The following is a 25,020-nucleotide window of genomic DNA, read 5'->3' as shown; positions in this document are numbered from 1 at the left end:
GTTCCTCGCTGCGATGCCCACGTGCCTGTCAGCTCACAGCCCGGCCGCGGCGAGCACGTCGAGGTGGAACCCCTGCACCGGACCGGCGTGCACCAGTTCCAGGTCGTCCAGCGCCTGCCCGGCGGTGAACGCGGCGGCCCGGGCGTGGTGGTGGACCTGCAGCACCCGGTCCAGGACGTCGGCGGCGTGGAACGCCTGGGCGGCCGGGGCGACCGCGTCGGCCCGGAGCACGAGCACCTCCCGCAGGCGGGCGGCCAGGGGCGCGGGCAGCGCCGCGAGCTCCCGGTCCTCCAGGGTGACGAACACCTGCGCCAGGGCGTCGCCGAGGAGCACCTCCCCGGCGAACCCGGCGTCGGGGAGGACGACGTTGTGCAGGTGGTGGGCCAGGCCGACCAGGAACGGGGTCACCGGGTCCGCGCCGACGACCGGTGCGAGCAGGCACCCGTAGACGGCCACGGTGAGGCAGTGGTCGCCGTGGCTCTCCGGCGGCTCCACCATCACCCGCGCCTTGCCGGGGCTGGTCGCGCCGGCCCGGGGCTGGGCGTTGAGCGCCGCCGCCAGGGCCGGCGGCTGCCCGGCCGACCGGACCGCGGGCAGCGCCTGCCGCAGCCGGTCCGCCAGGTCCTGGTCCAGCGCCCCGGCGACCTCGACGAAGGCGCGCCCCAGCACGGCCTGTGCCGCGTCGGGGGAGAGCCCGGCCGTGGTCAGCACCTCGGCGTCGATGCCGGCCAGCCGGGCGCGGGCCACCGCCGCGGCGGTCTCGGACAGGGCCACCTGCTCGGTGTCCTCGCCGGCGACCAGGCGCGCCCAGGCCCGGCCGAACGCCTGCTCGGCCAGTGAGCCGGGGGCGGCCGCCGTCCGGACCCGCTTCGCGTCGCCGATCTCGGCGAGCAGCGGGCGCAGAGCCGCCAGGCCGGCCAGCCCGGTGGTGACCGTCACCGGCGGCCGGGGAGGGCGCCGCCCTGGGCGGGAGCCCCGTCGGTGGTGCCCTCGTCGCCCGGGTCGGGGAGGTCGGCCACCGTGTTCGGCGGAGGTGCGCTGACGGCGCCCGCGGCCAGCCAGTCCATCAGGACGGACTCCTGCCGGTGCAGGGCGTGCTCGGGCGTGCTGCCGTCGGCGGTCATCGGCGCCTTGAAGAACCAGCCGAGCTGCCGCTGCACGCCGCCCTCGCCGCGCTGCTGGGCCAGGTCGACCAGCCGGACGATCTCGAGTGCGAGCGGGGCGGCGAGGATGGAGTCCCGGCACTGGAAGTCCACCTTCAGCTGCATCCGCTGACCGAGGAAGCCGACCAGGTCGATGGCGTCCCAGGCCTCCTTCTGGTCGCCCCGCGGCCGGTAGTAGTCGATCCGGACGACGTGGTCCTCGACCGGGTAACCCAGGATCGAGTCCAGCACCTTGCCCTTGGTCTGCAGCTTGCTCTCCAGCGAGGACGGGTCGTCCAGCGCCAGCCCGTCCCGGTTGCCCAGGATGTTGGTGGAGTACCAGCCCTCGACGGTCAGCGCCCGGCTGCGGAAGGCCGGCGCCAGCACCGTCTTCATCATGGTCTGGCCGGTCTTGCCGTCCTTGCCGGCGATAGGCACGCCGTGCCGTTCGGCCAGCTGCACGAGGGCCGGCACGTCGGCGGACAGCGACGGCGTGAAGTTGGCGTACCCGACGCCCTCCCGGATGGCCGCGTAGGCGTAGACCATCGAGGGGGTGATCGCCCGGTCGTCGGCGTCCAGCCCGGCCTCGAAGGCCTCGGGCGTCTGCAGGGCGGCCGCGGCCGGGTCGGGCCAGCGCTCGGTCGAGGCCAGGTTGAGCAGGACCAGCCCGTCCAGCTGCTGCTCCTCCCGGAACCGGCGCAGGTCGGCCCGGACGGTGTCGGCCTGGGCGCGGCGGCCCTCCGCCAGCACGACGTTCCCGCCGGTGACGTTGCGGCAGAAGTCCGCGTCGCCGGCAGCCGGCCACGGGGACAGGCCCGACAGCACCGGCTCTGCCTGCTGGAGCTGGCGGGCGTCGAGCACGGCGTGCTGCTCGGCGGCCTTGTACAGGTCGGACCCGTCGAGGTCCCAGCCGCCGACCACCAGGGCGTCGTAGGGGACCAGGCCGGTGGCCTGCTCGACCGGGACGTCGCCGACGGTCAGGCCGGCGAGGGGGAGGCCGTCGGGGGCGACGGCGCCGAGCCGCAGCAGTTCGAGCCCGGCGACCGCGGTGGTCGCCACCGCACCTCCGAGCCCGACGATGGCTGCTCCGACGCGGCGTGGTGACTGGGGCACAGGGGCTCCTCGACGCTGGGGGCCCGGACGTCTCCCGGGCCGCTGCATCGACCCTCACACGGCTGGCGCCGTTGCGCGATCGGAAGGTGACGCACGATCATGACGTGCGTCGCCGAACCCCTAGAGCTCGGCCACCACGTGCTCGATGCAGGCGGTCAGGGCGCTGACGTCGTCCGGGTCGACGGCGGGGAACATGCCCACCCGGAGCTGGTTGCGGCCCAGCTTCCGGTAGGGCTCCACGTCCACCACGCCGTTCGCCCGCAGCACCGTCGCGACCGCGGCGGCGTCCACGGAGTCGTCGAAGTCGACCGTGCCCACGACCAGGGACCGCTGCGCCGGGTCGGTCACGAACGGCGAGGTCCAAGGGGTCTTCTCCGCCCAGTCGTAGAGCCGGGAGGAGGACTCCCGGCTACGGCCGACGGCCCCGGACAGCCCGCCCAGGCCCAGCATCCAGTCGACCTGGTCGGCCAGCAGGAACAGCGTGGCGACCGCCGGGGTGTTGTAGGTCTGGTCCTTCGAGGAGTTGTCCACCGCGATGGACAGGTCCAGGAACCCGGGGATCCACCGGTCCGACGCCTTGATCTCGGCCACCCGGGCCAGCGCACCCGGCGACATCAGGGCGATCCACAGGCCGCCGTCGCTGGCGAAGGACTTCTGCGGCGCGAAGTAGTAGACGTCGCTCTCCCGGACGTCGACCGGCAGCCCGCCGGCCCCGGAGGTGGCGTCGATGAGCACCAGGGCGTCGTCGTCGGCGCCCGAGGGACGGACGACGGGCGCCATGACGCCGGTCGAGGTCTCGTTGTGCGCCCAGCCGTAGACGTCCACCCCGGGCTCACCGGCCGGCAGCGCCAGCGACCCCGGGGCCGCCGTGGCGACCACCGGGCTCTCGAGGAACGGCGCCTCGGCGACCCCGCCGGCGAACTTCGCGGAGAACTCGCCGTAGCTGCCGTGCGCGCTGCGGCTGCGGATCAGCCCGATGGTCGCGGCGTCCCAGAACGCCGTCGTCCCGCCGTTGCCCAGCACCACCTCGTACCCGTCGGGGAGGTCGAAGAGCTGGGTGAGCCCCTCGCGGACCCGCCTGACCAGCCGCTTCACCGGTGCCTGGCGGTGCGAGGTGCCCATCAGCTCCGCGCCGGGGCCGGCCAGGGCGGCCAGCGCCTCGGGGCGGACCTTCGACGGGCCGCACCCGAAGCGCCCGTCCCGGGGCAGCAGGTCGGTCGGGATGGTGGTGCTCATGGCGTGTCCTTTGGCTTTGCGGCCCCGCTGCAGGGCCCCGCCGCGAGCCTGCGAGTGGTGGGGGCAGGGGGGTCCTTCGTCTAAGTGGCAGGGGCGGCGTCGGTGATCGCCTTGGTGGCGATGGTGTCCCAGCCCTCGACGTCCTCGGGCTTGCGGGGGTCGGGCCCGATGTAGCGCGCCGAGGGGCGCACCAGCCGGCCGGTCTCCTTCTGCTCCAGGATGTGCGCGCACCAGCCGGCGGTGCGGGCGCAGGTGAACATCGAGGTGAACATGTGGCTGGGCACCTCGGCGAAGTCCAGCACGATCGCGGCCCAGAACTCGACGTTGGTCTCGATCGGCCGGTCGGGACGGCGCTCGCGCAGCTCCTTCAGCGCGGCCTGCTCCAGCGCGCGGGCGGCCTCGAACCGCGGGGCGGACAGCTCCTCGGCGGCCCGGCGCAGCACCCGGGCTCGGGGGTCCTCGGCGCGGTAGACCCGGTGACCGAAGCCCATCAGTCGGTCGCCCCGGTCCAGCAGGTCCTTCACGTACCGGTCGGCGTCCCCGGTCTCCTCGACGCCGTCGAGCATGTGCAGCACGCGGGAGGGCGCGCCGCCGTGCAGCGGTCCGGACATGGCGCCGATGGCCCCGGACAGCGAGGCGGCGACGTCGGCGCCGGTGGAGGCGATCACCCGGGCGGTGAACGTGGAGGCGTTCATGCCGTGCTCCGCGGCCGACGTCCAGTAGGCGTCGACGGCGGCCACGTGGCGCGGGTCGGGGTCGCCGCGCCAGCGGACCATGAAGCGCTCGACGATCGAGGACGCCTGGTCGACCCGCTTCTGCGGGATGGCCGGGATGCCGATGCCCCGGGCGGACTGGGCCACGTAGGACAGCGCCATGACCGCGGCCCGGGCCAGCTCGTCACGGGCCTCGTCGGTGCTGATGTCCAGCAGCGGGCGGTAGCCCCAGATCGGGGTGAGCATCGCCAGCGCGGCCTGCACGTCGACCCGGACGTCGCCGGTGTGCACCGGGATGGGGAACGGCTCGGCCGGCGGGAGCCCGGAGCCGAACCGGCCGTCGACCAGCAGCGCCCACACGTCGCCGAAGGTCACCGTGCCGACCAGGTCCTCGATGTCCACGCCCCGGTAGCGCAGCGCGCCGCCGTCCTTGTCCGGTTCGGCGATGGTCGTCTCGAAGGCGACGACGCCCTCCAGGCCCGGTACGAAGTCGTCGGCCATGGGAGTCTCCTCTGTGCGCGGTCACGGTCGGCGCCACCCTGCGCACGACAGCCGCCAACTTAGGCGCACCGCTCCTGGCCGGTGCAGCCGGGCGGTGCGGGGGCGGGCGCCGCGACCGGCCGGCGTCGGCCGGGTGCTCCGGCGGTGACAGCATGGCGGCGTGCCCGACCTGACCCGCATGCGCAGGGACTACGAGGACCGGGGGCTCGCCGAGGACACGCTGGCCGGCACCTGGCTGGAGCAGTTCGACCGCTGGTTCGCCGACGCGGTCGCCGCCGAGCTCCCCGAGCCGAACGCGATGGTCGTCGCGACGGCGGACGCCGACGGGGCGCCCGACGCGCGGGTCGTGCTGATGAAGGGCTACGACGCCGGCGGCTTCGTGTTCGGCACGAGCTACGCCTCGGCGAAGGCGGCGCAGCTGGCGGTCAACCCCCGTGCCGCGCTGGTCTTCCCGTGGCACGCGCTGCAGCGGTCGGTGCGGGTGACCGGCGGGGTGGAGCGGATCGGGCCCACCGCCTCCGACGCGCTGTGGGCGCCCCGGCCGCGCGGGTCGCAGCTGGCCGCCGCGGCGTCGCTGCAGTCGACCGTCGTGGACTCCCGGGAGGAGCTGGTCGAGCGGGTCCGGCTGCTGGACGAGCTGACCCCGCCGGGACCGGTCCCCCGGCCGGAGGCATGGGGTGGGTACCGCGTGATGCCCGCGGCGGTGGAGTTCTGGCAGGGCGGCCACGACCGGCTGCACGACCGGCTGCGGTTCGTCCGCGACGACGAGGAAGGCGGGGGCTGGGTCGTGCAGCGGCTCGCCCCATGAAGGACCCCGTCGCCCCCCACGACTCGCAAGCTCGCCGTGGGCCCCTGCGACGGGGCCGTTCCAGCCCGTCACCGAGCCCGGTCGACCCCGTCGAGGGCGGCGGGCCGGTCGAGGAGCCGCAGCCGGCGGGACGCCGCCGCGGCTGGGCGATCGACACCACGCCGTTGCGCAACCGGGCCTACCGGCGGGTGTTCGGCGGGGTCGCGGTGACCATGCTGGGCCAGCAGATGACGCTGGTCGCCGTCCCGTACCAGGTCTACCAGCTGACCGGCTCCTCGCTGATGGTCGGCCTGACCTCGATCGTGGCGCTGGTCCCGCTGGTCGTGTTCGGCCTGCTCGGCGGGGCGATCGCGGACGCCATGGACCGCCGCACGCTGATGGTGGTGACGTCGGCCGGCGCGGCGGTGACCAGCGCGCTGCTGGCGGTGCAGGCGCTGCTGCCCGGCGAGGGGAACCTCGTGGTGCTGTGGGTGCTCGCGGCCGCCGTCTCGGGGTTCGCGGCGGTCAACCAGCCGGCCCGCAGCGCCGTCATCCCGGCGCTGGTGGGCACCGAGGGGGTCGCCGCGGCCAACGCGCTGGCGATGACGGTGCGGCAGGCCGGGGTGATCGTCGGCCCGCTGCTCGCCGGCCTGCTGATCGGGCTGGGCGACCTGTCCATCACCTACGTCGTCGACGCGCTCGGCTTCGTCGCGGCGGTGTTCCTCCTCCGCGGGCTGCCGCCACTGCCCCCGGGCGGCGGCGCCCAGCCGCTGCACCTGGGCCGCGCGGTCCGCGGCGTGTGGGAGGGGTTCGGCTTCCTGCGCACCCAGCCGGTGCTGCTGATGACCTTCGTCGTGGACGTCATCGCGATGCTCTTCGCCTGGCCGCAGGCGGTCTTTCCGGAACTGTCCCAGACCACCTACGCCGGGGACGCGAACAGCCTGGGCTGGCTGTTCGCGGGGATCTCGATCGGGTCGCTGCTGATGGGGCTGACGTCGGGCTGGGTGAGCCGGGTCGACCGGCAGGGGGCGGTCGTGCTGGCCGCGATCGCGGTCTGGGGCGTGGCGATCATCGGTTTCGGGCTGGCCTCGACGTTGTGGCTGGCGGTCCTCTGCCTGGCGGTGGCCGGGGCCGGGGACATGGTCAGCGCGGTGCTGCGCTCCTCGATGCTGCAGACCGCGGCACCGGACGAGATGCGCGGGCGCATGCAGGGGGTCTTCATCGTCGTCGTGGCCGGCGGGCCCCGGCTGGGCGACCTGCGCGCCGGGGTGGTGGCCAGCAGCTTCGGTGTCCCGGCGGCCATGGTCTCCGGCGGGGTGGTGATCGTTGTGGCCATGGCGGTGGTCGCCGTCGCCGTCCCGTCGTTCTGGCTCTTCCGCGCCTCGCGTGCCGAGGAGGTGGCCGAGCAGGCCCGCCGCCGGATCAGCAGCGACTGACCCGGGACGGCGGTCGCCGGGGTGTCGTTGGGGGTCCTAGCCTGCCGTCGTGCCCGAGCCCACCGACGACCTGCGGACGGAGTTCTGCGACGACTTCGACGGCCCCGGGCTGGACCCGGCCGTCTGGGTGCCGCACTACCTGCCGGCCTGGAGCTCCCGGGCGGACAGCGCGGCCACCTACGCGGTGCGCGACTCCTGCCTGCACCTGTCGATCCCGCCTGCCCAGGGGCTGTGGTGCGCCGGCGACCACGAGCCGGCGATGCGTGTCTCCGCCGTCCAGTCCGGCAACGGCTCCGGGCCGGTCGGCAGCACCATCGGGCAGCAGCGCTACCGCGACGGGCTCGTCGTCCGCGAGGAGCAGCCGCCGCACCGGGGGTGGACGCCGGTCGGCGGGTTCCTCGGGATGCGCGCCCGCGCCGTGGTGTCGCCCCGGTCGATGGTGGCCTGGTGGATGGTGGGCCTGGAGGACCGGCCCGAGCGCTCGGCCGAGATCTGCGTGTTCGAGGTGTTCGGTGACGCCGTGGTGCCCGGGGAGTCCGCCGCGGTCGGGATGGGGCTGCACCCGATCCGCGACCCGCAGGTCGCCGACGACTTCGCCGCCGTGCGGCTGCCCCTGGACGTCGCCGACTTCCACACCTACGCCGTGGACTGGACGGCCGAGCGCGCCGACTTCCTGGTGGACGGCGAGCGGGTGCGGAGCACGCCCGCGCCGCCCTGGTACCCGGTGCAGATGATGATCGCCGTCTTCGACTTCCCCGACCGCTCGACCGGGGACGACGCGGAGCTCGTGCCCGAGCTCGTCGTCGACCGGATCAGCGGCCGCCTGCACTGACCGCCCCGGGCGTGGCGGTCCGAGGGCCGGGTAGGGGGACGACATGGCGCTCCCCAAGATCCTCGTGCTCGTGCTCGCCGGTGGGAAGGGCAGCCGGCTGGAGCTGCTGACGGAGACGCGGGCCAAGCCCGCCGTCCCGTTCGCCGGGGTCTACCGGCTCATCGACTTCCCGCTGTCCAACTGCGAGCACTCGTCGATCGCCGACGTGTGGGTGTCGGTCCAGTACCAGCCCCAGTCGGTGTCCGAGCACCTGGCCAACGGCCGGCCGTGGGACCTCGACCGCACCACCGGCGGCCTGATGATGCTGCCGCCGTTCCAGTCCGGCAGCGACCGCGGCGGCTTCACCGAGGGAACCGCCGACGGGCTCTGGCGGCAGACCGAGCTCGTCCGGCAGTTCGCCCCCGACGCGCTCGTCGTGGTCAGCTCCGACGCGGTCTACAAGCTCGACTACCGCGACGTCGTCGAGGCGCACCTCGGGTCGGGTGCGGAGGTCACCATGGTGACCACCGAGGTCGAGGCGGACGACGCCGCGCGCTACGGCATCGTCCAGCTCGGAGAGGGCGGGAAGGTCGCCGACTACGCCTACAAGCCGGACGAGCCGGCGACGACGACCGCCACGAACGAGGTGTTCGTCTTCTCCCCGACCGAGACGCTCGACCGACTCGAGGCGCTGAACGACGAGGTGGGCGAGGACGGCCTGGAGGACCTCGGCACCCACCTGCTGCCGGCGCAGACGAAGGACGGGCTCGCCCGGGCCTACCCGCTGGACGGCTACTGGCGCGATGTCGGCACCGTCGAGTCCTACTGGGCGGCGCACCGCGACTACCTGTCCGCGGAGCCGCCGATCGACCTGGACGAGCGGTCCTGGCCGATCCACACCCGCGGCGGCCGGCACAGCGCCGCCCGCGTGCTGGACGACGGGCAGATCGAGAACAGCCTGCTGTCCGGCGGGACGCGGGTCTCGGGGAACGTCCGGGGGTCGGTGCTTTCGCCGGGCGTGATCGTGGAGGCCGGCGCCACGGTCCTCGACTCGGTGCTGCTGCCGGGGGTGCACGTGCGGGCGGGAGCCACGGTCACCCGGGCCGTGCTGGACGACAACGTCGAGGTGGGGGAGCGGGCGACGGTCGGCGGGGACGGCGACATCACGCTCGTCGGCCGCGAGGCGCGGGTCGAGGACGGCGCCGAGCTGGCGGCCGGCGCCCGGCTGCCGGAACCCGAGCGGAGCTGACCCGGCCGCCGTCGTGCGCCGAGCGTTGTTCCAGCGGCGGCGAGGCCGCACTCGGCGCACGGCGGCGTCAGGCCAGGGCGCGGGCGACCACCTTCAGGTCGGCGACGAGCGCGTCGTAGGCCGCGGCACGCTCCTCGTCCGGCGTCCGCAGCACGGCGGAGGGGTGCGTGGTGGCCAGGATCCAGGTCTGCGCCGGCACCTCCTCCTCCGGCTCGGGGCCGTCGGCGTCGGCCTCGGCCGCCTCGGCGGCCGGGACGCCCGGCGGGGTCCACGGCAGCAGCTGCCCGCGCTCCCGGGTGATCCGGAACTTCGGTGAGATGAGTGCCTTGGCGGCCACCGCGCCCAGGCAGACCACGATCTCCGGCGCCAGGACGGCGAACTCCGCCTCCAGCCAGGGGCGGCAGGCGGCCAGGTGCTCGGCGCCGGGGGACTGGTGGATCCGCCGCTTCGGCGTCGGGGTGAAGCGGAAGTGCTTGACCGCGTTGGTGACGTAGGCGTCCCGCCGGTCGATGTGCGCGTCGCCCAGCGCCCGGTCCAGCAGCTTCCCGGCCGGGCCGACGAACGGCTCCCCGGCGCGGTCCTCCTGGTCGCCGGGCTGCTCCCCGACGAAGACGATCCGGGCGGTCTCCGGGCCCTCGCCGAACACGGTCTGGGTGGCCGGCTCCCACAGCTCGCAGGCCCGGCAGCCGGCGGCGGCCTCGCGCAACCCGGCCAGGCCGACGCCGTCGGGGACCTGGGCGGGGTGGTTCTCGGTGGTCACGTACCGATGACACCCGATGGCCGGCCCGGCCGCAGGATGAGGCGCCCCCCGGCCTGTCACTTGACGGGTTGGAAACCGATGGGCCAGTCTTTCCGGGACGGAAAGTGGAACCACGGCGTCTCGGAGGAGCAGTGCTCGAGTTCGACGGGCTGCACAAGGCCTACGGCGACAACCACGTGCTCCAGGGGGTCGGCTTCGCCGTGGCCCCGGGGCAGATGTTCGGGTTCTGCGGCTCCAACGGCGCGGGCAAGACCACCACGATGCGGATCGCCATGGGGCTGGTCCGCGCCGACGCCGGCCAGGTGCGCTGGAACGGCGCCCCGGTCGACGAGGAGGTCCGCCGGCGGATCGGGTACATGCCCGAGGAGCGCGGCCTCTACCCGAAGATGCGGGTCGGGGAGCAGCTGGCCTACTTCGCCCGGCTGCACGGCATGGCCGGCCGCCCCGCCGCGCGGGCGGCCGCCGAGTGGGCCGACCGGCTCGGCCTGGGCGAGCGCCGCGGTGAGCGGGTCGAGAAGCTGTCGCTGGGCAACCAGCAGCGGGTGCAGCTGGCCGCCGCGCTGGTCAGCCGGCCGGACGTGCTGATCCTGGACGAGCCGTTCTCCGGACTGGACCCGGTGGGCGTGGACTCCCTGGCCGAGGCCCTGCTCGAGCAGTGCCGCCGCGGGGTGCCGGTGGTCTTCTCCAGCCACCAGCTCGACCTGGTCGAGCGGCTGTGCGACGCCGTGGGCATCCTCGCCCGCGGCCGGATCGTGGCCAGCGGCAGCGTCGCCGAGCTCAAGGCGGCCGGCCGTGGCCGGCAGCTGCGGGTGGTCGCGCCGCAGGCGCGGCCGGGCTGGGCGGCGGGGCTCCCGGGGGTCCGGGTGGTCTCCGAGCAGCGTGGCGACACCGTGCTGGAGCTCGCCCCGGGGCAGGACGACCAGCAGGTCCTCGCCGCCGCCCTGGCCACCGGCCCGGTCACCCACTTCGCCTGGCGGGAACCCACGCTGGTCGAGCTGTTCCGTGGCGCGGTCACCGCGACCCCGGCGGAGGTGGCGGCGTGAGCGCGCTGCACACCGGGTCGCCGGTCGCCGAGGCCGCTCCGCCGGCGCCCGCCCCGACCCGCCCGAACAGCTCCGCGGCTCAGGTGCGCCTGGTCGCCGAGCGGGAGATCGTCACCCGGATCCGGGACAAGGGCTTCCTGATCGGCTCGGCCGTGATGATCCTGCTGATCCTCGGCATGCTGGTCTTCCAGGTCGTCGTCAACAGCGGGGAGTCCTCGACCCGGGTCGGCGTCGTGGGCGGGGACGCCACGGTCGAGCAGGCACTGCTCGCGCAGGGCGGGGCCTTCGGCACCGACGTCGAGGTCGTCCCGTTCGACGACGAGGCGGGCGCCCGCGCCGCCGTGGAGGCCGAGGACGTCGACGCCGCGTTGCTCAGCCCGTCCGGCGTGCAGCCCGAGCTGCTCGTGCTCAGCGGGGACGCGCAGGTCGAGGGACTGGTCCAGTCGGCGGTGCAGGCCGTCTCGGTGGGCGACCAGCTGGCCGCGGCCGGCGTGCAGCTGCAGCCCCCGCCCACGGTGGACGTGGTCGCGCTGGAGGACGACGCGGAGGGCGGCGGGGAGGACCGCACCGAGGCGACGGTCGTGGCGCTGGTGGGCGTGGTCCTGCTCTACGGCCTGCTGATCCTCTTCGGCCAGTTCGTGGCCCAGGGTGTGGTCGAGGAGAAGTCCAGCCGGGTGGTCGAGCTGCTGTTGGCCACCATGCGCCCGTGGCAGCTGCTGGCGGGCAAGATCATCGGGTTGGGGCTGCTCGGCCTGGGGCAGCTCGTGGTGATCGCCGTCATCGGGGTGGTCGGTGCGCTCGCCTTCGACGTCGTCGCGCTGCCCGGTCAGCTGATCGGCACCGTGGTCACCGTCGTCGCCTGGTTCCTGCTCGGCTACGCGTTCTACGCCTCGGTGTTCGCGGCGGCGGCGTCGCTGGTGAGCCGGCAGGAGGACCTGGCCAGCGTGATCACGCCGGCCTCGATCCTGCTGATCGTCGGCTTCGTCATCGCCATCCAGGCCGGCCAGGACCCGGGCAGCACGATGGCGACGGTCACCTCCTACCTGCCCGGGCTCTCGCCGATGGTGATGCCGGTGCGGCAGGCGGCCGGGGACGCCGTCTGGTGGGAGGTCGCGCTGGCCGTCGTCCTGATGGTGCTGGCGATCGCGGCCATCGTGCGGATCGGCGGCCGGGTGTACGCCGGGGCGCTGCTGCGGACCGGCGGCAAGGTCAAGCTGCGGGAGGCGCTGCGGGCCGAGCGCGCATGAAGGCGGACGGCGGCGGGGTAGCCGCAGCGCATGACCTTGCAGCTGGGCTACACCCTGATGACCGAGCAGGCCGGGCCCAAGGACCTCGTCTCCCACGCCGTCGGCGCCGAGGCGGCCGGCTTCGACTTCGCCGTCTGCAGCGACCACTACTTCCCGTGGCTGGACGAGATGGGTCACGCCCCCAACGCCTGGGTGACCCTGGGCGCGGTCGCGCAGGCGACCTCCCGGCTGCCGCTGATGACCTACGTGACCTGCCCGACCATGCGGTACCGCCCGGCCGTGGTCGCCCAGCAGGCGGCGACGCTGCAGCTGCTCTCCGACGGCCGGTTTACCCTCGGCCTCGGGTCGGGGGAGAACCTCAACGAGCACGTGATCGGGGAGGGCTGGCCGCCGGTCGCCGTCCGGCAAGAGATGTTCGCCGAGGCGGTGGAGATCATCAAGGAGCTGCTCGCGGGGGAGGGCTACACGACCTACCACGGTGAGTACTTCGCCGTGGACGGCGGGAAGATCTGGGACCTGCCCGAGGGCGGGGTGCCGATCGGGATCGCCGTGTCGGGGGAGAAGTCGGTGCAGCTGGCCGCCGAGCACGCCGACGTGCTGATCGCCACCGAGCCGCGCCCCGAGCTGACCGAGACCTTCCAGGCCGCCGGCGGAGCGGGCAAGCCGCGGGTCGGGCAGATGCCGATCTGCTACGACACCGACCGGGCCGCCGCGGTCACCCGCGCGCACTCGCTCTTCCGCTGGTCCGGGTTCGGCTGGAAGGTCAACGCCGACCTGCCCGGGACGGCGGCGTTCGACGCGGCCGGCCAGTTCGTGCGCGAGGAGGACGTCGCGGAGTCCATCCCCTGCGGGGACGACGTCGAGGCGGTCATCGAGGCGGCCACCGCCTACGCCGAGGCCGGGTTCACCCAGTTGGCGCTGGTGCAGATCGGCGGCGACCAGCAGCAGCCCTACCTGGAGTGGGTGCGGTCGTCGCTCCTGCCCGCCTGGCGCGAGGCCTTCGGCTCATGACGGCCTCGGGCGTGCTTTCGGTACCGAAAGCACCCCCGGAGGTGCTCTTTCGGGATCGAGCACCGTGGGGTCAGGCGAGCTGGAGCCCGGTGAGGGGGCCGCGGTAGGGGAAGGCCGGTGGGCCGGTCACGCCGGGCCGGACGGTGAACAGCCGCCCGGCGTCCGGCTGGCCGTCCAGCGCGCTCTCGTCCAGCCCCTCCCGGGAGGTGCTCACCACCAGCAGGTCGCGGCCCGGGCCGGCGAAGGCGCAGCTGGAGGTCTGCGACGCGGGGACGTCGACCCGGGCCAGCAGCTCGCCCTCCGGGCTGTACCGCCGCACCTGGCCGCCGCCCCAGAGCGCGGTCCACAGGCAGCCCTCGTCGTCCACGGTCAGCCCGTCGGCGACCCCGTCGTCCCCGTGGAACTCCAGGACCGTGCGGCGCCGGCCGAACGTGCCGGAGTCCAGGTCGTAGTCGAACGCCCACACGGCGGCCTCGCCGGAGTCGGACAGGTAGACGGTGCGGTCGTCCGGTGACCAGCCCAGGCCGTTGGACACGGTGAGCCCGTCCAGCACCGTGCTGACCGACCCGTCCAGGTCCACCCGGTAGAGGGCGCCCGCACCGGGGCGCTCGTCGAAGGCCATCGTGCCGGCGAAGAACCGCCCGGCCCGGTCGCAGCCGCCGTCGTTCATCCGGGTGCCGCTGGGCCGCCCGTCGGGAGGCCCGCCCTCGCCGGGCAGGGCCAGCAGCTGCGACACGGCGCCGTCGGCGTCCACGTGCGTGAAGCCCGGGCCGGCGCCCAGCAGCCAGCCGCCGTCCGCGGCCGGGGTGGCGACCCCGACCGTGCCGCCGACCTCGTGCGGAGCCACCTCGGCCAGGTCGCCGTCCGGCGAGACGGCCGCCCGGCGCAGCCGGCCGGCGGTGATGTCGACCCACAGCAGCTCCTGGCGGTGCGCGTCCCAGACCGGCCCCTCGCCGTGCTGGGCCGGGGACGGGGCGGCGGGAGCGGCGTGCAACGTGATCACGCTGGCATCCTGCCCGCGCCGCCGCAGCGGCACACCGGGAGCCCGGCCCCCGGTCAGCCCGCGGCTGCGGCGGCCCGGGCGGCGGCCAGCAGCGCCTCGCGCTCGTGCAGCGTCGTGCGGGCCCGGCCGCGGGTGGCGCCCAGCGCGGTCTCGGCGGCGTCGATGGCCCGCCAGTTGGACAGCAGCACCGGCTCGACCCCGCGGGCCACCAGCGTGGTCACCAGGTCGTCGACGTCCCCGCCGGGTCGCAGGGTCCCGGCGGCCGCGTCGGCCAGCAGGCCGGCGACCGTCTCCCGGGCGTCGTGCTTGTTGGTGCCCACGACGCCGGTCGGGCCGCGCTTGATCCACCCGGCGGCGTACTCCCCGGGGCTGGGCTGCCCGTCTCGCAGCACCCGGCCGGCCTGGTGCGGCACGGTGCCCGACCGCTCGTCGATCGGCAGGCCGGGCAGCGGGTGACCCCGGTAGCCGACCGAGCGGACCACCAGGTCGGCCGGGACCACGTCGAGCTCCCCGGTGCCGGTGGCGCGGCCCTCGGCGTCGACCGTCGTCCGCTCGACCTCCACGCCGGTGACCCGGTCGGTGCCCAGCAGCCGGACCGGGCGGGCGTGGAACCGCAGCCGGAGGCCCACCCGGGCCGGTCCGGCGGCGTGCTCGGTCCAGCTCCGCAGCACCGCGAGGTTGCGGGCGACCAGCCGGTCCATCGCCGCCTCGGCGGCCGGGTCCAGCGCCAGGTCGGCCGGGTCGACGAGCACGGTCGCGTCGGCGAGGTGGTCCAGCTCGCGCAGCTCCTGGGTGGTGAACGTCGCCTGGGCCGGGCCGCGGCGGCCCAGCACGGTGACCCGCTCGACGGGTGCGGCCGCCAGCGTGTCCAGCACGTGCTGCGGCATGTCGGTGGACAGCAGCTCGCCGGGGGAGCGGGCCAGCACCCGGCCCACGTCCAGGGCCACGTTGCCCACGCCGATGACCACGACGTCCCGGGCCCGGCCGACGGCGTCCTCGACCAGCGTGCGGTCGGCGTCGGGGTGCCCGCAGTACCAGGCGACGACGTCGGTGGCGGCCAGGCTGCCGGGCAGGTCCTCGCCGTCGATGCCCAGCCGGCGGTCCCCGGCCGCGCCGTAGGTGTAGACGACGGCGTCCACGTGCCGGCGCAGCTCGTCCAGGCCGAGGTCCTTGCCGATCTCCACGTTGCCGACGAAGCGCACCCGCTCGTGGTCCAGCGTGTGGTGCAGCGTCTCGCGCAGCGCGCGCATCTTGGCGTGGTCCGGGGCGATGCCGTGCCGCACCAGCCCGAACGGGGTGGGCAGCCGGTCGACCAGGTCCACGGCCACCGGGACGTCGTCCTGCCCGGCGAGGGCCTCGGCGGCGTAGATGCCCGCCGGGCCGGCACCGACGACGGCGACCCTCAGTGGACGTGCGCCCCGCTCGGTGTCCGGCACACCCGCATCCTGGCCCCGCCGGACGGCCCTGCACCAGTTCCCGCCGCGCACGGCGTGCGGGTGGACCGCCTGCCGGGCGACGCGCCGGGCTCCGGGTTCCCGTCGGGCGCTCGCTGCGAGAGGCTTCGGACTGCGCTACCGACCGGAGCGCCCGGTCACCCGTGCCGGATGCCGCGACGTCGGCCAGGCTCGCGGCGAGGGTGACGCCGGCTGACCGGCAGGAGGCCTCCATGCGACGAGCGGCTGTCATCTCGGTCCTCTACTCGTGCGCGGTCCCCCTCGTCGTGGCCGGTTGTGCAGGCGCGGACGAGGCGTCTGACGAGCCGGCCACCGAGGCGTCGGCCGCTGCCGGTTCGGCCGCCGAGGACGCGGAGGACGGGGAGGAGCTGACCGCGCGTCTGGTCGACGCCGACGGCGCCGAGGTCGGGACGGTGACCCTGTCCGAGGACGAGGAGGGGACCAAGGTGTCCGTCGAGGCGACCGGACTGCCGCCGGGCTTCCACGGGTTCCACGTCCACGCCGTCGGGGTCTGCGAGCCCGACAGCGTCAGCCCGGCCGACCCGTCGATGACCGGTGACTTCCTGTCCGCCGGCGGACACCTCGGAGCTGCGGAGGCCGACCACGGCCGGCACGCCGGTGACCTGCCCGTCCTGTACGTCGGCCAGTCGGGTGCCGGCGACCTCACGGCCGTCACCGACGCGTTCACACTGGCCGACCTCACCGACGACGACGGCAGCGCCGTCATGGTGCACGCGGGCCCGGACAACTACGCGAACGTCCCGGAGCGGTACGCACCCGCGGGGCCGGACGAGATGACCCGGAACACCGGCGACGCCGGCGGTCGCATCGCCTGCGGCGTGGTCGAGGGCTGACGCCCGGCGGGCCACCCGGAGGCTCACACCGCCTGGCAGGTGGGGCACCAGAAGAGGTTGCGGCCGACCATGACCTCGGTGCGGACCTCGGTGCCGCAGATCCGGCAGGGCAGCCCGGTGCGCCGGTAGACGTAGTGGGCGTCGGTCCGGCTGGCCGCGCCCCGCCGCCGCTCGCGGTCCTCGGGGCGGGTGGTGACGATCCGCCCGGCGCGGACCCCGGCCCGCATCAGCGTGACCAGGTCCGCCCACATCGCCGTCCAGCTGTCCGCGTCGACCTCGCGGCCGGGCCGGAACGGTGACATCCGGTGCCGGTACAGCAGCTCGGCCCGGTAGACGTTGCCGACCCCGGCCAGCACGGCCTGGTCCATCAACAGTGCGCCGATCGCCGTCCGGCTGCGGGAGATGCGGGCGTACGCCCGGGCCGGGTCCGACCGCTTCCGCAGCGGGTCCGGGCCGAGCCGGTCGAGGATGAGCTTCACCTCGCCCTCGTTGACCAGCTCGCAGGCGGTGGCGCCGCGCAGGTCGGTCCACACCCCCTGGCCGTCCTCGCCGGGGCCCTCCCAGCGCATCCGCAGCGCGCCCCGGGGGGCCGGCGGCAGGCCCGTCCCGGAGGTGTAGCTGCCGTACAGGCCCAGGTGCACGTGGACGACGTCGGGCCCGAAGCTGGCGAACAGGTGCTTGCCGTAGGAGGTGACCTCGTCCAGCACCCGGCCGTCGATCAGCTCGGCCTCGCCGGCGAACCGCCCCTGCGGACTGGTCACGTGCACCTCGCGGCCGGCGAACGCGGCGTGCTGCTCGCGGGCGAGGCGGAACAGCGTGTGGCCCTCAGGCACGGGCGGCTCGCTCGGTCATGACCCCAGCTTCTCCCGCGATGCGCGGGTCCGCCACGATGGGCCCCGTGCCCGGGATGACACCGCAGCTGGCCCGCGCCGCCTGGGGCTCGCTGGAGACGCTGCACGTGGTCGGCTTCTTCGCCCCCGAGGTGCAGCAGGCCTACGACCGCTTCGGCGTCGCCGCGACCCGGGCCGGGTACTTCGCCGCCCGCGCCGCGCCGTTCGGCCCGGTGGACCCGGCGGTCGTCGTGGCGACGTTCTACGTGTTCTCCCCGGCGCTGGTGTCCCGCGCCGTCCCGGCGGTGTGGGAGGCCGCGCCGCCGGCGGAGTGGGCGGCGGCCCGGCGGGAGGGCGTGGCGGCCGCGCTGCACCGCGTGCTGGGCGAGCCCGACGTCGCCGAGGCGGTGTCCCTGGCCCGGCAGGCGTGCGCCGGCCTGACCGCCGCCGGTCGGCCCGTCTACGCCGCGTGGAGCGCCGTCCCCGAGCCCGAGGACCCGCTGCTGCAGCTGTGGCACGCCGGGCTGCTGCTGCGGGAGCACCGCGGCGGCGGGCACGTCACCGCGCTGATGTCCGCCGGCCTGGACCCGGTCGAGGCGCTGGTCACCGGCGGGCTGGCGTCCGGGAGCGTGGACTTCGTGCGCACCACCCGGGGGTGGACCGACGAGGAGTGGTCCGCCGGTGTGGAGCGCTGCCGCGCCCGCGGCCTGGTGGACGACGACGGACTGACCGCGGCCGGTGCGGAGCTGCGGCAGCAGGTGGAGACGGCGACCGACGTCCTCGCCCTGCCCGGCTGGGCACACCTGGGCGAGGACGGCTGCTCGCAGCTGATCGAGCTGCTGGCCCCGCTGCGCGAGCAGGTGTTCGCCGCCGGCCTGCTGCCGGACTGGATCCGCACCCGCGGTTAGTCAGGGGTGCTTTCGGTACCGAAAGCGCGGATGGACGGCGGCGACGCTAGTTCTCGCGGGCGGCGGCGTACCGGTCCAGGGCGACCTGGCGCTCGTGGGCGTGGTCGACGATCGGCTCCGGGTACCCCTCGGGGATGCCGTCGGGCGACGTCCACGGCTCGTGCACGTACTTGGGGTCCAGGTCGCGCAGCTCCGGGACCCAGCGCTTCACGTAGGCGCCGTCCGGGTCGAACTTCTTGCCCTGGGTGACCGGGTTGAACACCCGGTAGTACGGCGAGGCGTCGGTCCCGGTGCCGGCGACCCACTGCCAGCCGTGGTTGTTGCTGGCCAGATCCCCGTCGACGAGGTGCTGCATGAAGTACCGGGCGCCCTGCCGCCAGTCCAGGTGCAGGTCCTTGACGAGGAACGACGCGACGATCATCCGGACCCGGTTGTGCACGTAGGCCTCCGCGTGCAGCTGCCGCATCCCGGCGTCGACGATCGGGTAGCCGGTCCGCCCGGCGCCCCAGGCGGCCAGGTGCTCCTCGGCGTCCCGGCCCCGGTCGACCTGGATGCCGCCCAGCTCCGGGTTGAGGTGCTCGCGCGCGGAGTCGGGGCGGTGCCACAGCACGTCGGCGTAGAAGTCCCGCCAGGCGAGCTCGTCGGTGTAGCGCTTGACCGCCTCGCCGCCGTCGTCGTGCGCCGCCAGGTCGGCCAGCAGCGTGCGCGGGTGGATGCAGCCGTACTTGAGGTAGGCCGAGAGCCGGCTGGTGCCGTCGGTGCCCGGGGTGTTGCGCCCCTCGGCGTAGCCGAGCAGCCGCTCGTCCCGGAAGTGCTGCCAGGCGGACAGCGCGGCGGCCTCGCCGGCCGGCGGGAGCGAGACGCCGTCCAGGTCGGGGGCGGGAGGCAGCTCGCCGGCGGGGACGCCGGTCAGCCACGGGACGGGGTCCGGGCGCGGCGCCGGTCCGCGCCAGCCGTGCTCGCGCCAGGCGCGGGCGAACGGGCTGAACACCTGGAAGGGGGTGCCGTCGCGCTTGGTCACCCGCCCGGGCGCGACCAGGTACGGGGAGCCGGTGCGGACCAGCGGGACGTCGCCGAGGGCCTGCTCGACGGCGGTGTCCCGGCGGCGGCCGTAGGGGCCGGCGTCGGCGCTGACGTGCACGCCGGTCGCGTCCAGCTCGGCGGCCAGCCGGGGGAGGACGTCGGCCGGGTCGCCGCGGCGGGTCACCAGCGCGCCGTCGGTCGCGGTCCGCAGGTCGTCCAGGCAGTCCAGCAGGAACTGCCGGCGGGGCCCGCCGGAGGGACCCCACAGCCGGTCGTCGAAGACGAACACCGGCAGCACCGAGCCGCCGTCGCCGGCCGCCTCCAGGGCGGCGAGCAGCGCGGGGTGGTCACCCAGGCGCAGATCGCGACGGAACCAGAGCAGCGTGGTCGGCACCGGCCGAGCCTAGGAAGTCCGGCGGCCCGCCGCAGCGCAGAGCGGGATCAGCGGACGGGGGCGGCCAGGCCGAAGGTCGGGCGGTCCTCGGGGGCCACCAGGTCGATGTCCTCGGGGTGCTCGGCCAGGTACTTGCGGACGAAGGAGCAGTAGGGCAGCACGTGCAGCCGCCGGGAGCGGGCGGCAGCGAGGACCTCGCGGACCATCGTGGTGCCGAGGCCGCGCCCGCTCATCGACGGGTCGACCTCGGTGTGCGGCAGGGTCATCACGTCGCCGTCGACGTGGTAGCTGGCCAGGCCGACGACCCGGTCGTCGGCCCTGATCTCGAAGCGTCCCCGTTCGGGGACGTCCACCACCTTGATCTCCATCGTGCTCAGTCCACCTCCACCGTCCCGGCGCCGTTGCCGGGGCTCGCGTGTCCGGACAAGGTAACGGTTGCGCCGTTCCACCACTTCCTCCTTCCGACGCGTTGCACCCATCGGGTGTTCCCCGATCGGGCGGGTCGGACCCCGCCGGGACGCCCCGCTAGCCTCGGTGCCGCACGCCCCGGGTCGGCCCCGCCGCCGACGAGCCCCCGTAGCTCAGGGGATAGAGCATCGGTTTCCTAAACCGTGTGTCGCAGGTTCGAATCCTGCCGGGGGCACCTGACGTCGAGGTCGGCCGCAGCCGACCTCGAGGAGTCGAGCCCACCGCTCCCCGCTCTGCTCGGAGACTCGCCGGTCCCGCCTTCCTGCTGGTCTCGTTGTTCCGCGCGGCACCATCACGGCCATGCCCCGATGCCGTCGCGGACGACGTCGGCCGTCCAGTGGCCGCGGGTCGCGCCGCGGCAGGCGGGTACGGCGTGCCGTATGGGAGCACGTAACGCGGCGGTCGCGTCCGCGGACCAGTGGACCGACCCCGACGACGGCATCCGCTACCCCGCCGGTGAGGTGCACGCCTGGGAACGCGGCCGCAACGAGACGGTCTGCGGGCTGTCGCTGAGCCGGTCCCGGCTGGCCCGCTTCCCGCACGTCAGCTGGGCGGACGTCCAACCGGAGTCGGGCCGGCACGCCGAGGGCGTGCAGATCGTCTGCCGCCGGTGCGCCGCGGGCCAGGGCGCCCGCCGTGACGAGCGCGGCTGGACCCGGACGAACCCCCGTCCCTGACCGGGCCGCACTGTGGCGCCGCTCTCCCGCGGGAAGCCCTGGCGGCGGAGCCGGATTGGGAGGGGTGAGTCGCGGGCGACCACCGCCCGCGCCGTCCGCAGAGGAGCACACCCCCCATGTCGATCGTCGTCACCGGCGCCACCGGCCAGCTCGGCCGGCTGGTCGTCGAGGCCCTGCTGGAGCGCGGCGTGCCCGCCGGCGAGATCGTCGCCACCGGCCGCCGGACCGAGGTCCTCGACGACCTGGCCGCACGCGGCGTCGTCGTCCGCCGGGCCGACTTCGCCGACCCGGCCTCGCTCCGTGAGGCGTTCGCCGGGGCGGATAAGGTGCTGCTGGTCTCCGGCAGCGAGGTCGGCCGGCGGGTCGAGCAGCACGGCAACGTCATCGCCGCGGCCCGGGACGCCGGCGTCCGGCTGCTCGCCTACACCAGCATCACCCGCGCGGACACCTCTACGCTGCGGCTGGCCGCCGAGCACCGCGCCACCGAGCAGCTGCTGGCCGAGGCCGGCCTGCCCACCGTGCTGCTGCGCAACAGCTGGTACCTGGAGAACTACACCGGTCAGCTGCCCGTGTACCTGGAGCACGGCATCGCCGGCGCGGCCGGCGCCGGCCGGGTCAGCGCCGCCACCCGCGCCGACTACGCGCAGGCCGCCGCCGCCGTCCTGGCCTCCGACGGGCATGCCGGCGCGGTTTACGAGCTCGGCGGCGAGCCGTTCAGCATGGAGGAGCTGGCCCGGACGGTCACTGCCGCCACCGGGCGCACGGTCGGCTACACCGACCTGCCGGTCGAGCAGTTCCAGCAGGTCCTCGTCGGCGCCGGGCTGCCCGAGCCGCTCGCCGCCACCTACGCCGACGCCGACCGCGGCATCGCCGAGGGCGAGCTGCTCGTCGAGGGCAGCGACCTGGAGAAGCTGATCGGCCGGGCCCCCACGCCGCTGGCCGACGCGGTGGCCGCCGCCGTGGCCGGACTGCCCGGCTGACCGGACGCCCCCGCCAGGGCCCGGGACGGCGAGCCCGCCGGACGGCCGGACGGCGATCTACCGTTGACCCATGGGGGGCGTCCTCGCCGCACTGGTCCTGATCGCGATCCTCGCCGTCCTCGGGCGGTGGGCCTGGCTGGTGCTGCTCGACTCACCCGGCGCGGGCACCGTCGCGGCCGGCCCGCGGTCGCCGCTGCGGCAGGCCGCCCGCCGGGAGCGGGCCATCGCCGCGGCCCGGTGGGCACCGGCGCACGACGAGGTGGACGGCGTCACCCGGGTGCTGCTGCGCCGCAGCTGCACCGGGCCGGACGGCCGCCCGGAGGTGCTCGAGGAGCGGGTCTTCCAGACCTTCCCGGCCCAGGACCCGCTGTGGGAGGCCCGCTTCACCGAGGCCATGGCGAACGCCCGGTTCCGCTGCTCCTACCTCAACGCCGAGGAGTCCCCGCAGTGAGCCGGCCGTCGCCCGGTCACCTCCGGACGGCGGGCTCCAGCTCGTCCAGCGCGGCCAGGGTGTCCGCCGCGGAGCGGTCGGGCGGGAACACCGGGTAGAGGACCCGCTCGATCCGGCCGTCCCGCACGATCATCGTCAGCCGGCGCAGCAGGACGGCGCCGTCCACGGTGAGCGTCGGCAGGCCGAGCGCGGTGGTCAGGGACAGGTCCGCGTCGCTGAGCAGCGGGTAGGGCAGGTGCAGGCGGCCGGCCGCCTCCTGCTGGTACGCGGGCTCCTGCGTCGACAGGCCGAACAGCTCCACCCCGCGGGCGGAGAACTCGGCCGACAGGTCGCGGAAGGAGCACGCCTGCGGGGTGCAGCCACGGGCACCGGGGATCTCGTCCCAGCCGGCCGGCATCGCCACGCCCGGCTGCCCGGTCCGCGGGTAGCCGAAGACGACGAGCCGCCGGCCCTGGCTGCGCTCCAGCAGGTCGACCGTGCCACCGCCGGTGGAGGGCAGCGGGAGGGCCGGCAGCAGCCGGCCGGGCAGGTGGTCCGCGGCGCCGTCGTCCACCGGGGCCGGGAGGCCGTCGGGCAGGGCGGTGGGATCGGCAGGGGTGTCCGGCATGGCGGTCGTCTCCGGGGTGGTCGCGGCGGGTGGCTGGGTTAGGTGCCGCCCATGATGGCCCGGTCCCGTCGGGCAGGATGGGGGCATGGGCCAGGTCGTCGCCACAGCAGAGGGCGTCGTGCGCGCCCCCGCCGAGCGGGTGCGCGCAGCGCTCGCCGACTACGAGGGCACCCGCCGGCGGATGCTCACCGAGCACTTCAGCGAGTACCGGGTCAGCGACGGCGGCAGCGGCACCGTCGCCCGGGTGCACTGGAAGCTGGCGCCCACCAGCAAGCGGGTGCGCGACCAGGACGTCGTCGTCACCGCCACCCCGGACGGCGGCCTGGTGGAGAGCGACGCCAACTCCAGCATGGTGACCACCTGGACGGTGCACCCGACCGACGCCGGGGTCAGCACGGTGCGGGTGCGCAGCACCTGGAACGGCGCCGGTGGGGTGGGCGGCTTCTTCGAGCGGACCTTCGCCCCCACGGGGCTGCGCCGCATCCACGAGGCGCAGATCAGCCGGCTGGACGCCGAGCTCAGCGCCGGCTGACCGCGGCCCGCGCGGGCCTGGCCGGCGGGTCCGTCGCGGACCGGCCCAGCCACCGGTCGGTCAGCCGGACGGTGAGCCACGGCAGCAGGGCGATCGTGCCGAAGACGGCGGCGCTGCTGACCGCCACGCCGAGCCACCGGACGGCGTCGAACCCCGCGGTCGAACCGACCTCCTCCGCGGCCACGCCGACCGCCGGCAGGCAGAGGAACAACGCCCCGGCGGTCGGCAGCAGCCACCGGAGCCGGTGCGTCGTCAGTCCGGCCACGACACCGCCCGGCACCATCACGGCCGCGTAGAGCAGCAGGACGAACGCCGTCCCGCTCCAGGAGAACGAGCTGGACCCGCCGGCCGCGACGCTGACCAGTGCCATGAGCGCCCGGGCGACCGCGCCCAGCACCGCCCCGGCGACCAGGGCGGCGAGGACGCCCACTCCCGACCTGATGACCATCGCCGCTCCCTCCCTCGCGCCGGTCGCGGCGGCAGGGTAGTGCCGGCCGGCGACGCAGCGGAACGGGTTCGGACGCCGGCCGGCGGCGCGCGCGCCGATCGGCAGGGACGATGGGCGGGTGACCGCAGCGCCACCCACCGTGGAGGGGACCTCCGCCCTCGCCGACCTGCTCGCCGACGGCGGCGCGCTGGTGCTGTCCGGCGCCGGCATCTCGACCGACTCCGGCATCCCCGACTACCGGGGCGCGACCGGGTCGCTGCGCCGGCACACTCCGATGACCTACCAGACGTTCACCCGGGACCCCCGCGGCCGGCACCGGTACTGGGCGCGCAGCTTCGTCGGCTGGCGGCAGATCGCCGACGCCCGCCCCAACCCCGGCCACCGGGCGGTCGCCGACCTGCAGCGTGCCGGTGCGGTCAGCGACGTGATCACGCAGAACGTCGACGGGCTGCACCAGGCCGGCGGGGCGCGCGACGTCCTGGAGCTGCACGGCGGACTCGACCGGACCGTCTGCCTGGCCTGCGGGGACGTCGCCGACCGGGCCGGGCTCGACGTGCGGCTGCGGGAGGCCAACCCCGGCTTCCGGCCCGACGCTCCCGACGAGGTGAACCCGGACGGCGACGCGGAGCTGCCCGAGGAGGCGCTCGACGGGTTCGTGATGGTCGACTGCCTGGCCTGTGGCGGCGGGCCGCTGAAGCCCGATGTCGTCTTCTTCGGCGAGACGGTGCCCCGGGACCGGGTGGACCGCTGCTTCCAGCTGGTCGACCGGGCCGCCTCCCTGGTCGTCCTCGGCTCCTCGCTGACCGTCATGAGCGGGTACCGGTTCGTCATCCACGCCGCCAAGCGCGGCATCCCCGTCGCCATCGTCAACGCCGGCCCCACCCGCGGCGACGCCAAGGCCGACGTCCGGGTCGACGCTCCGCTGGGCGCGGTGCTCCCCGACCTCGCCCGCCGGCTGGCCGGCTGAGGTGCCGCGGGACGTCGAGCGCACCGACGACGGCCGGTTCGTCGTCGTCGACGGGCGCCGCTGGCGGACCGCCGACCCGGCCCTGCCCACCGACGTCCGGGAGCGGCTGCTGCACCACCTCGGGGTCGGCCGGTCCGGCGTCCGCGCCGGCAAGCGGGGGGACGACGACGCCGCGGTGGCCGCCGCCCGGGCCCGGGTGCAGCTGGCCAAGACCGGCCTGGGCGAGCGCGGCCCCGCCTGGTGGGACCAGGACGACGACGAGCGCCGCGCCCGCTGGGAGTCCGCGCTGCGCGACCTCGACGCCCTCGGCTAGGACCTCCCTGCCTCCGGGTCCCTGCGGGAAGGCCGGCCGCTCGGGCGGTTGACCGCCTGCCG

General features: G+C 75.3%; 27 protein-coding genes and 1 tRNA gene. 16 read left to right on the top strand and 12 right to left on the bottom strand.

Features of this window, described 5'->3' with window-relative positions; all coding sequences use genetic code 11:
• Positions 1–33: 33 nt before the first annotated feature.
• From ACWIX6_RS20395 to ACWIX6_RS20380, 4 genes are all read right to left on the bottom strand, one after another.
• On the bottom strand, positions 34–939 hold the full coding sequence (locus ACWIX6_RS20395; RefSeq protein WP_448614262.1) for a hypothetical protein: 906 nt from the start codon (positions 937–939) through the stop codon (positions 34–36).
• Positions 936–2,255 carry an inositol-3-phosphate synthase gene (locus ACWIX6_RS20390; protein WP_448614261.1) on the bottom strand — a complete coding sequence of 440 codons (1,320 nt, stop codon included), beginning with the start codon at positions 2,253–2,255 and terminating at the stop codon, positions 936–938. Before ACWIX6_RS20390 ends, ACWIX6_RS20395 begins: the two co-directional genes overlap by 4 nt.
• Positions 2,256–2,375: 120 nt before the next feature.
• The gene (gene serC, locus ACWIX6_RS20385) at positions 2,376–3,491 is read right to left on the bottom strand and encodes a phosphoserine transaminase (protein WP_448614260.1); all 1,116 of its coding nucleotides are present in this window, start codon (positions 3,489–3,491) and stop codon (positions 2,376–2,378) included.
• Between the two features lie 80 nt (positions 3,492–3,571).
• Entirely contained in the window at positions 3,572–4,705 is a 1,134-nt protein-coding gene (locus ACWIX6_RS20380) for a citrate synthase 2 (protein WP_448614259.1), read from the bottom strand.
• A 160-nt stretch (positions 4,706–4,865) separates the two neighbouring features.
• Here ACWIX6_RS20380 and pdxH point away from each other — a divergent pair, with 160 nt between their 5' ends.
• Genes pdxH through ACWIX6_RS20360 form a run of 4 tightly spaced genes read left to right on the top strand, consistent with a single transcriptional unit; the run spans position 4,866 to position 8,988 of the window.
• Positions 4,866–5,513, top strand: a complete 648-nt coding sequence (pdxH, locus tag ACWIX6_RS20375; RefSeq protein WP_448614258.1) for a pyridoxamine 5'-phosphate oxidase — start codon at positions 4,866–4,868, stop codon at positions 5,511–5,513.
• Positions 5,510–6,928, top strand: a complete 1,419-nt coding sequence (locus ACWIX6_RS20370; RefSeq protein ID WP_448614257.1) for an MFS transporter — start codon at positions 5,510–5,512, stop codon at positions 6,926–6,928. The genes pdxH and ACWIX6_RS20370 overlap by 4 nt, the downstream gene beginning before the upstream one ends.
• 49 nt (positions 6,929–6,977) lie before the next feature.
• On the top strand, positions 6,978–7,760 hold the full coding sequence (locus ACWIX6_RS20365) for a glycoside hydrolase family 16 protein (protein ID WP_448614256.1): 783 nt from the start codon (positions 6,978–6,980) through the stop codon (positions 7,758–7,760).
• A 43-nt stretch (positions 7,761–7,803) separates the two neighbouring features.
• Positions 7,804–8,988: a glucose-1-phosphate adenylyltransferase family protein gene (locus tag ACWIX6_RS20360; RefSeq protein WP_448614255.1), complete on the top strand. Its 1,185-nt coding sequence runs from the start codon at positions 7,804–7,806 to the stop codon at positions 8,986–8,988.
• 67 nt (positions 8,989–9,055) lie between these two features.
• On the opposite strand, the gene ACWIX6_RS20355 is transcribed toward ACWIX6_RS20360, so the two are convergent.
• Positions 9,056–9,748 carry a UdgX family uracil-DNA binding protein gene (locus tag ACWIX6_RS20355; protein WP_448614254.1) on the bottom strand — a complete coding sequence of 231 codons (693 nt, stop codon included), beginning with the start codon at positions 9,746–9,748 and terminating at the stop codon, positions 9,056–9,058.
• 131 nt (positions 9,749–9,879) lie between these two features.
• Here ACWIX6_RS20355 and ACWIX6_RS20350 point away from each other — a divergent pair, with 131 nt between their 5' ends.
• From ACWIX6_RS20350 to ACWIX6_RS20340, 3 genes are read left to right on the top strand one after another with little or no spacing between them, the layout of a single operon-like run.
• On the top strand, positions 9,880–10,791 hold the full coding sequence (locus tag ACWIX6_RS20350) for an ABC transporter ATP-binding protein (protein ID WP_448614253.1): 912 nt from the start codon (positions 9,880–9,882) through the stop codon (positions 10,789–10,791).
• Positions 10,788–12,038: an ABC transporter permease gene (locus tag ACWIX6_RS20345; protein WP_448614252.1), complete on the top strand. Its 1,251-nt coding sequence runs from the start codon at positions 10,788–10,790 to the stop codon at positions 12,036–12,038. Before ACWIX6_RS20350 ends, ACWIX6_RS20345 begins: the two co-directional genes overlap by 4 nt.
• A gap of 30 nt (positions 12,039–12,068) precedes the next feature.
• The gene (locus tag ACWIX6_RS20340) at positions 12,069–13,049 is read left to right on the top strand and encodes a TIGR03557 family F420-dependent LLM class oxidoreductase (RefSeq protein WP_448614251.1); all 981 of its coding nucleotides are present in this window, start codon (positions 12,069–12,071) and stop codon (positions 13,047–13,049) included.
• A gap of 70 nt (positions 13,050–13,119) precedes the next feature.
• Here ACWIX6_RS20340 and ACWIX6_RS20335 read toward each other — a convergent pair whose 3' ends face one another.
• Positions 13,120–14,052 carry an SMP-30/gluconolactonase/LRE family protein gene (locus tag ACWIX6_RS20335; protein WP_448614250.1) on the bottom strand — a complete coding sequence of 311 codons (933 nt, stop codon included), beginning with the start codon at positions 14,050–14,052 and terminating at the stop codon, positions 13,120–13,122.
• Positions 14,053–14,105: 53 nt separating this feature from the next.
• Positions 14,106–15,488, bottom strand: coding sequence for an FAD-dependent oxidoreductase (locus tag ACWIX6_RS20330; RefSeq protein WP_448614249.1), 1,383 nt, complete (start codon positions 15,486–15,488; stop codon positions 14,106–14,108).
• 230 nt (positions 15,489–15,718) lie between these two features.
• Between ACWIX6_RS20330 and ACWIX6_RS20325 the strand changes: the two genes are divergently transcribed.
• Positions 15,719–16,360, top strand: coding sequence for a superoxide dismutase family protein (locus ACWIX6_RS20325; protein WP_448614248.1), 642 nt, complete (start codon positions 15,719–15,721; stop codon positions 16,358–16,360).
• Between the two features lie 23 nt (positions 16,361–16,383).
• On the opposite strand, the gene ACWIX6_RS20320 is transcribed toward ACWIX6_RS20325, so the two are convergent.
• Complete coding sequence (locus ACWIX6_RS20320; RefSeq protein ID WP_448614247.1) at positions 16,384–17,193, bottom strand: Fpg/Nei family DNA glycosylase; 810 nt, start codon at positions 17,191–17,193, stop codon at positions 16,384–16,386.
• 74 nt (positions 17,194–17,267) lie between these two features.
• Here ACWIX6_RS20320 and ACWIX6_RS20315 point away from each other — a divergent pair, with 74 nt between their 5' ends.
• Positions 17,268–18,098: an SCO6745 family protein gene (locus ACWIX6_RS20315; RefSeq protein ID WP_448617016.1), complete on the top strand. Its 831-nt coding sequence runs from the start codon at positions 17,268–17,270 to the stop codon at positions 18,096–18,098.
• Between the two features lie 46 nt (positions 18,099–18,144).
• On the opposite strand, the gene ACWIX6_RS20310 is transcribed toward ACWIX6_RS20315, so the two are convergent.
• Both ACWIX6_RS20310 and ACWIX6_RS20305 read right to left on the bottom strand, forming a co-directional pair.
• Positions 18,145–19,515, bottom strand: a complete 1,371-nt coding sequence (locus ACWIX6_RS20310) for a cryptochrome/photolyase family protein (RefSeq protein WP_448614246.1) — start codon at positions 19,513–19,515, stop codon at positions 18,145–18,147.
• Positions 19,516–19,562: 47 nt separating this feature from the next.
• Positions 19,563–19,883 carry a GNAT family N-acetyltransferase gene (locus tag ACWIX6_RS20305; RefSeq protein ID WP_448614245.1) on the bottom strand — a complete coding sequence of 107 codons (321 nt, stop codon included), beginning with the start codon at positions 19,881–19,883 and terminating at the stop codon, positions 19,563–19,565.
• Between the two features lie 202 nt (positions 19,884–20,085).
• Between ACWIX6_RS20305 and ACWIX6_RS20300 the strand changes: the two genes are divergently transcribed.
• The 4 genes from ACWIX6_RS20300 to ACWIX6_RS20285 all read left to right on the top strand — a co-directional run bounded on the left by ACWIX6_RS20300 (position 20,086) and on the right by ACWIX6_RS20285 (position 22,091).
• Positions 20,086–20,158, top strand: a tRNA-Arg gene (locus tag ACWIX6_RS20300).
• A gap of 205 nt (positions 20,159–20,363) precedes the next feature.
• A complete protein-coding gene (locus ACWIX6_RS20295; RefSeq protein ID WP_448614244.1) occupies positions 20,364–20,660 on the top strand; it encodes a hypothetical protein in 297 nt (98 codons plus the stop codon).
• Between the two features lie 116 nt (positions 20,661–20,776).
• Entirely contained in the window at positions 20,777–21,640 is an 864-nt protein-coding gene (locus ACWIX6_RS20290; RefSeq protein ID WP_448614243.1) for an NmrA family NAD(P)-binding protein, read from the top strand.
• 70 nt (positions 21,641–21,710) lie between these two features.
• Complete coding sequence (locus tag ACWIX6_RS20285) at positions 21,711–22,091, top strand: hypothetical protein (protein ID WP_448614242.1); 381 nt, start codon at positions 21,711–21,713, stop codon at positions 22,089–22,091.
• 16 nt (positions 22,092–22,107) lie between these two features.
• Here the strand turns inward: ACWIX6_RS20285 and ACWIX6_RS20280 are convergent, their stop codons facing one another.
• Positions 22,108–22,698 (bottom strand): peroxiredoxin, encoded by a 591-nt coding sequence (locus tag ACWIX6_RS20280; protein WP_448614241.1) that lies wholly within the window; start codon positions 22,696–22,698, stop codon positions 22,108–22,110.
• Between the two features lie 85 nt (positions 22,699–22,783).
• Here ACWIX6_RS20280 and ACWIX6_RS20275 point away from each other — a divergent pair, with 85 nt between their 5' ends.
• On the top strand, positions 22,784–23,230 hold the full coding sequence (locus tag ACWIX6_RS20275) for an SRPBCC family protein (protein ID WP_448614240.1): 447 nt from the start codon (positions 22,784–22,786) through the stop codon (positions 23,228–23,230).
• On the opposite strand, the gene ACWIX6_RS20270 is transcribed toward ACWIX6_RS20275, so the two are convergent.
• Positions 23,217–23,678 (bottom strand): hypothetical protein, encoded by a 462-nt coding sequence (locus tag ACWIX6_RS20270; protein ID WP_448614239.1) that lies wholly within the window; start codon positions 23,676–23,678, stop codon positions 23,217–23,219. The two genes, ACWIX6_RS20275 and ACWIX6_RS20270, sit on opposite strands and share 14 nt — an antisense overlap.
• 118 nt (positions 23,679–23,796) lie before the next feature.
• Here ACWIX6_RS20270 and ACWIX6_RS20265 point away from each other — a divergent pair, with 118 nt between their 5' ends.
• Positions 23,797–24,645, top strand: coding sequence for an NAD-dependent protein deacetylase (locus ACWIX6_RS20265; RefSeq protein WP_448614238.1), 849 nt, complete (start codon positions 23,797–23,799; stop codon positions 24,643–24,645).
• 1 nt (position 24,646) lies between these two features.
• The gene (locus ACWIX6_RS20260; protein ID WP_448614237.1) at positions 24,647–24,958 is read left to right on the top strand and encodes a biopolymer transporter Tol; all 312 of its coding nucleotides are present in this window, start codon (positions 24,647–24,649) and stop codon (positions 24,956–24,958) included.
• Positions 24,959–25,020 lie beyond the last annotated feature (62 nt).

The organism is Modestobacter sp. URMC 112 (assembly GCF_053502575.1).
This window is presented reverse-complemented; position numbering and strand designations above follow the sequence as displayed.

Excerpts from the sequence above, each read along its gene's own strand:
- serC (WP_448614260.1), bottom strand. The coding sequence starts at position 3,491 with ATGAGCACCACCATCCCGACCGACCTGCTGCCCCGGGACGGGCGCTTC.
- ACWIX6_RS20380 (WP_448614259.1), bottom strand. The coding sequence starts at position 4,705 with ATGGCCGACGACTTCGTACCGGGCCTGGAGGGCGTCGTCGCCTTCGAG.
- ACWIX6_RS20370 (WP_448614257.1), top strand. The coding sequence starts at position 5,510 with ATGAAGGACCCCGTCGCCCCCCACGACTCGCAAGCTCGCCGTGGGCCC.
- ACWIX6_RS20360 (WP_448614255.1), top strand. The coding sequence starts at position 7,804 with ATGGCGCTCCCCAAGATCCTCGTGCTCGTGCTCGCCGGTGGGAAGGGC.
- ACWIX6_RS20340 (WP_448614251.1), top strand. The coding sequence starts at position 12,069 with ATGACCTTGCAGCTGGGCTACACCCTGATGACCGAGCAGGCCGGGCCC.
- ACWIX6_RS20325 (WP_448614248.1), top strand. The coding sequence starts at position 15,719 with ATGCGACGAGCGGCTGTCATCTCGGTCCTCTACTCGTGCGCGGTCCCC.
- ACWIX6_RS20315 (WP_448617016.1), top strand. The coding sequence starts at position 17,268 with ATGACACCGCAGCTGGCCCGCGCCGCCTGGGGCTCGCTGGAGACGCTG.
- ACWIX6_RS20305 (WP_448614245.1), bottom strand. The coding sequence starts at position 19,883 with ATGGAGATCAAGGTGGTGGACGTCCCCGAACGGGGACGCTTCGAGATC.
- ACWIX6_RS20295 (WP_448614244.1), top strand. The coding sequence starts at position 20,364 with ATGGGAGCACGTAACGCGGCGGTCGCGTCCGCGGACCAGTGGACCGAC.
- ACWIX6_RS20290 (WP_448614243.1), top strand. The coding sequence starts at position 20,777 with ATGTCGATCGTCGTCACCGGCGCCACCGGCCAGCTCGGCCGGCTGGTC.
- ACWIX6_RS20285 (WP_448614242.1), top strand. The coding sequence starts at position 21,711 with ATGGGGGGCGTCCTCGCCGCACTGGTCCTGATCGCGATCCTCGCCGTC.
- ACWIX6_RS20280 (WP_448614241.1), bottom strand. The coding sequence starts at position 22,698 with ATGCCGGACACCCCTGCCGATCCCACCGCCCTGCCCGACGGCCTCCCG.
- ACWIX6_RS20275 (WP_448614240.1), top strand. The coding sequence starts at position 22,784 with ATGGGCCAGGTCGTCGCCACAGCAGAGGGCGTCGTGCGCGCCCCCGCC.
- ACWIX6_RS20270 (WP_448614239.1), bottom strand. The coding sequence starts at position 23,678 with ATGGTCATCAGGTCGGGAGTGGGCGTCCTCGCCGCCCTGGTCGCCGGG.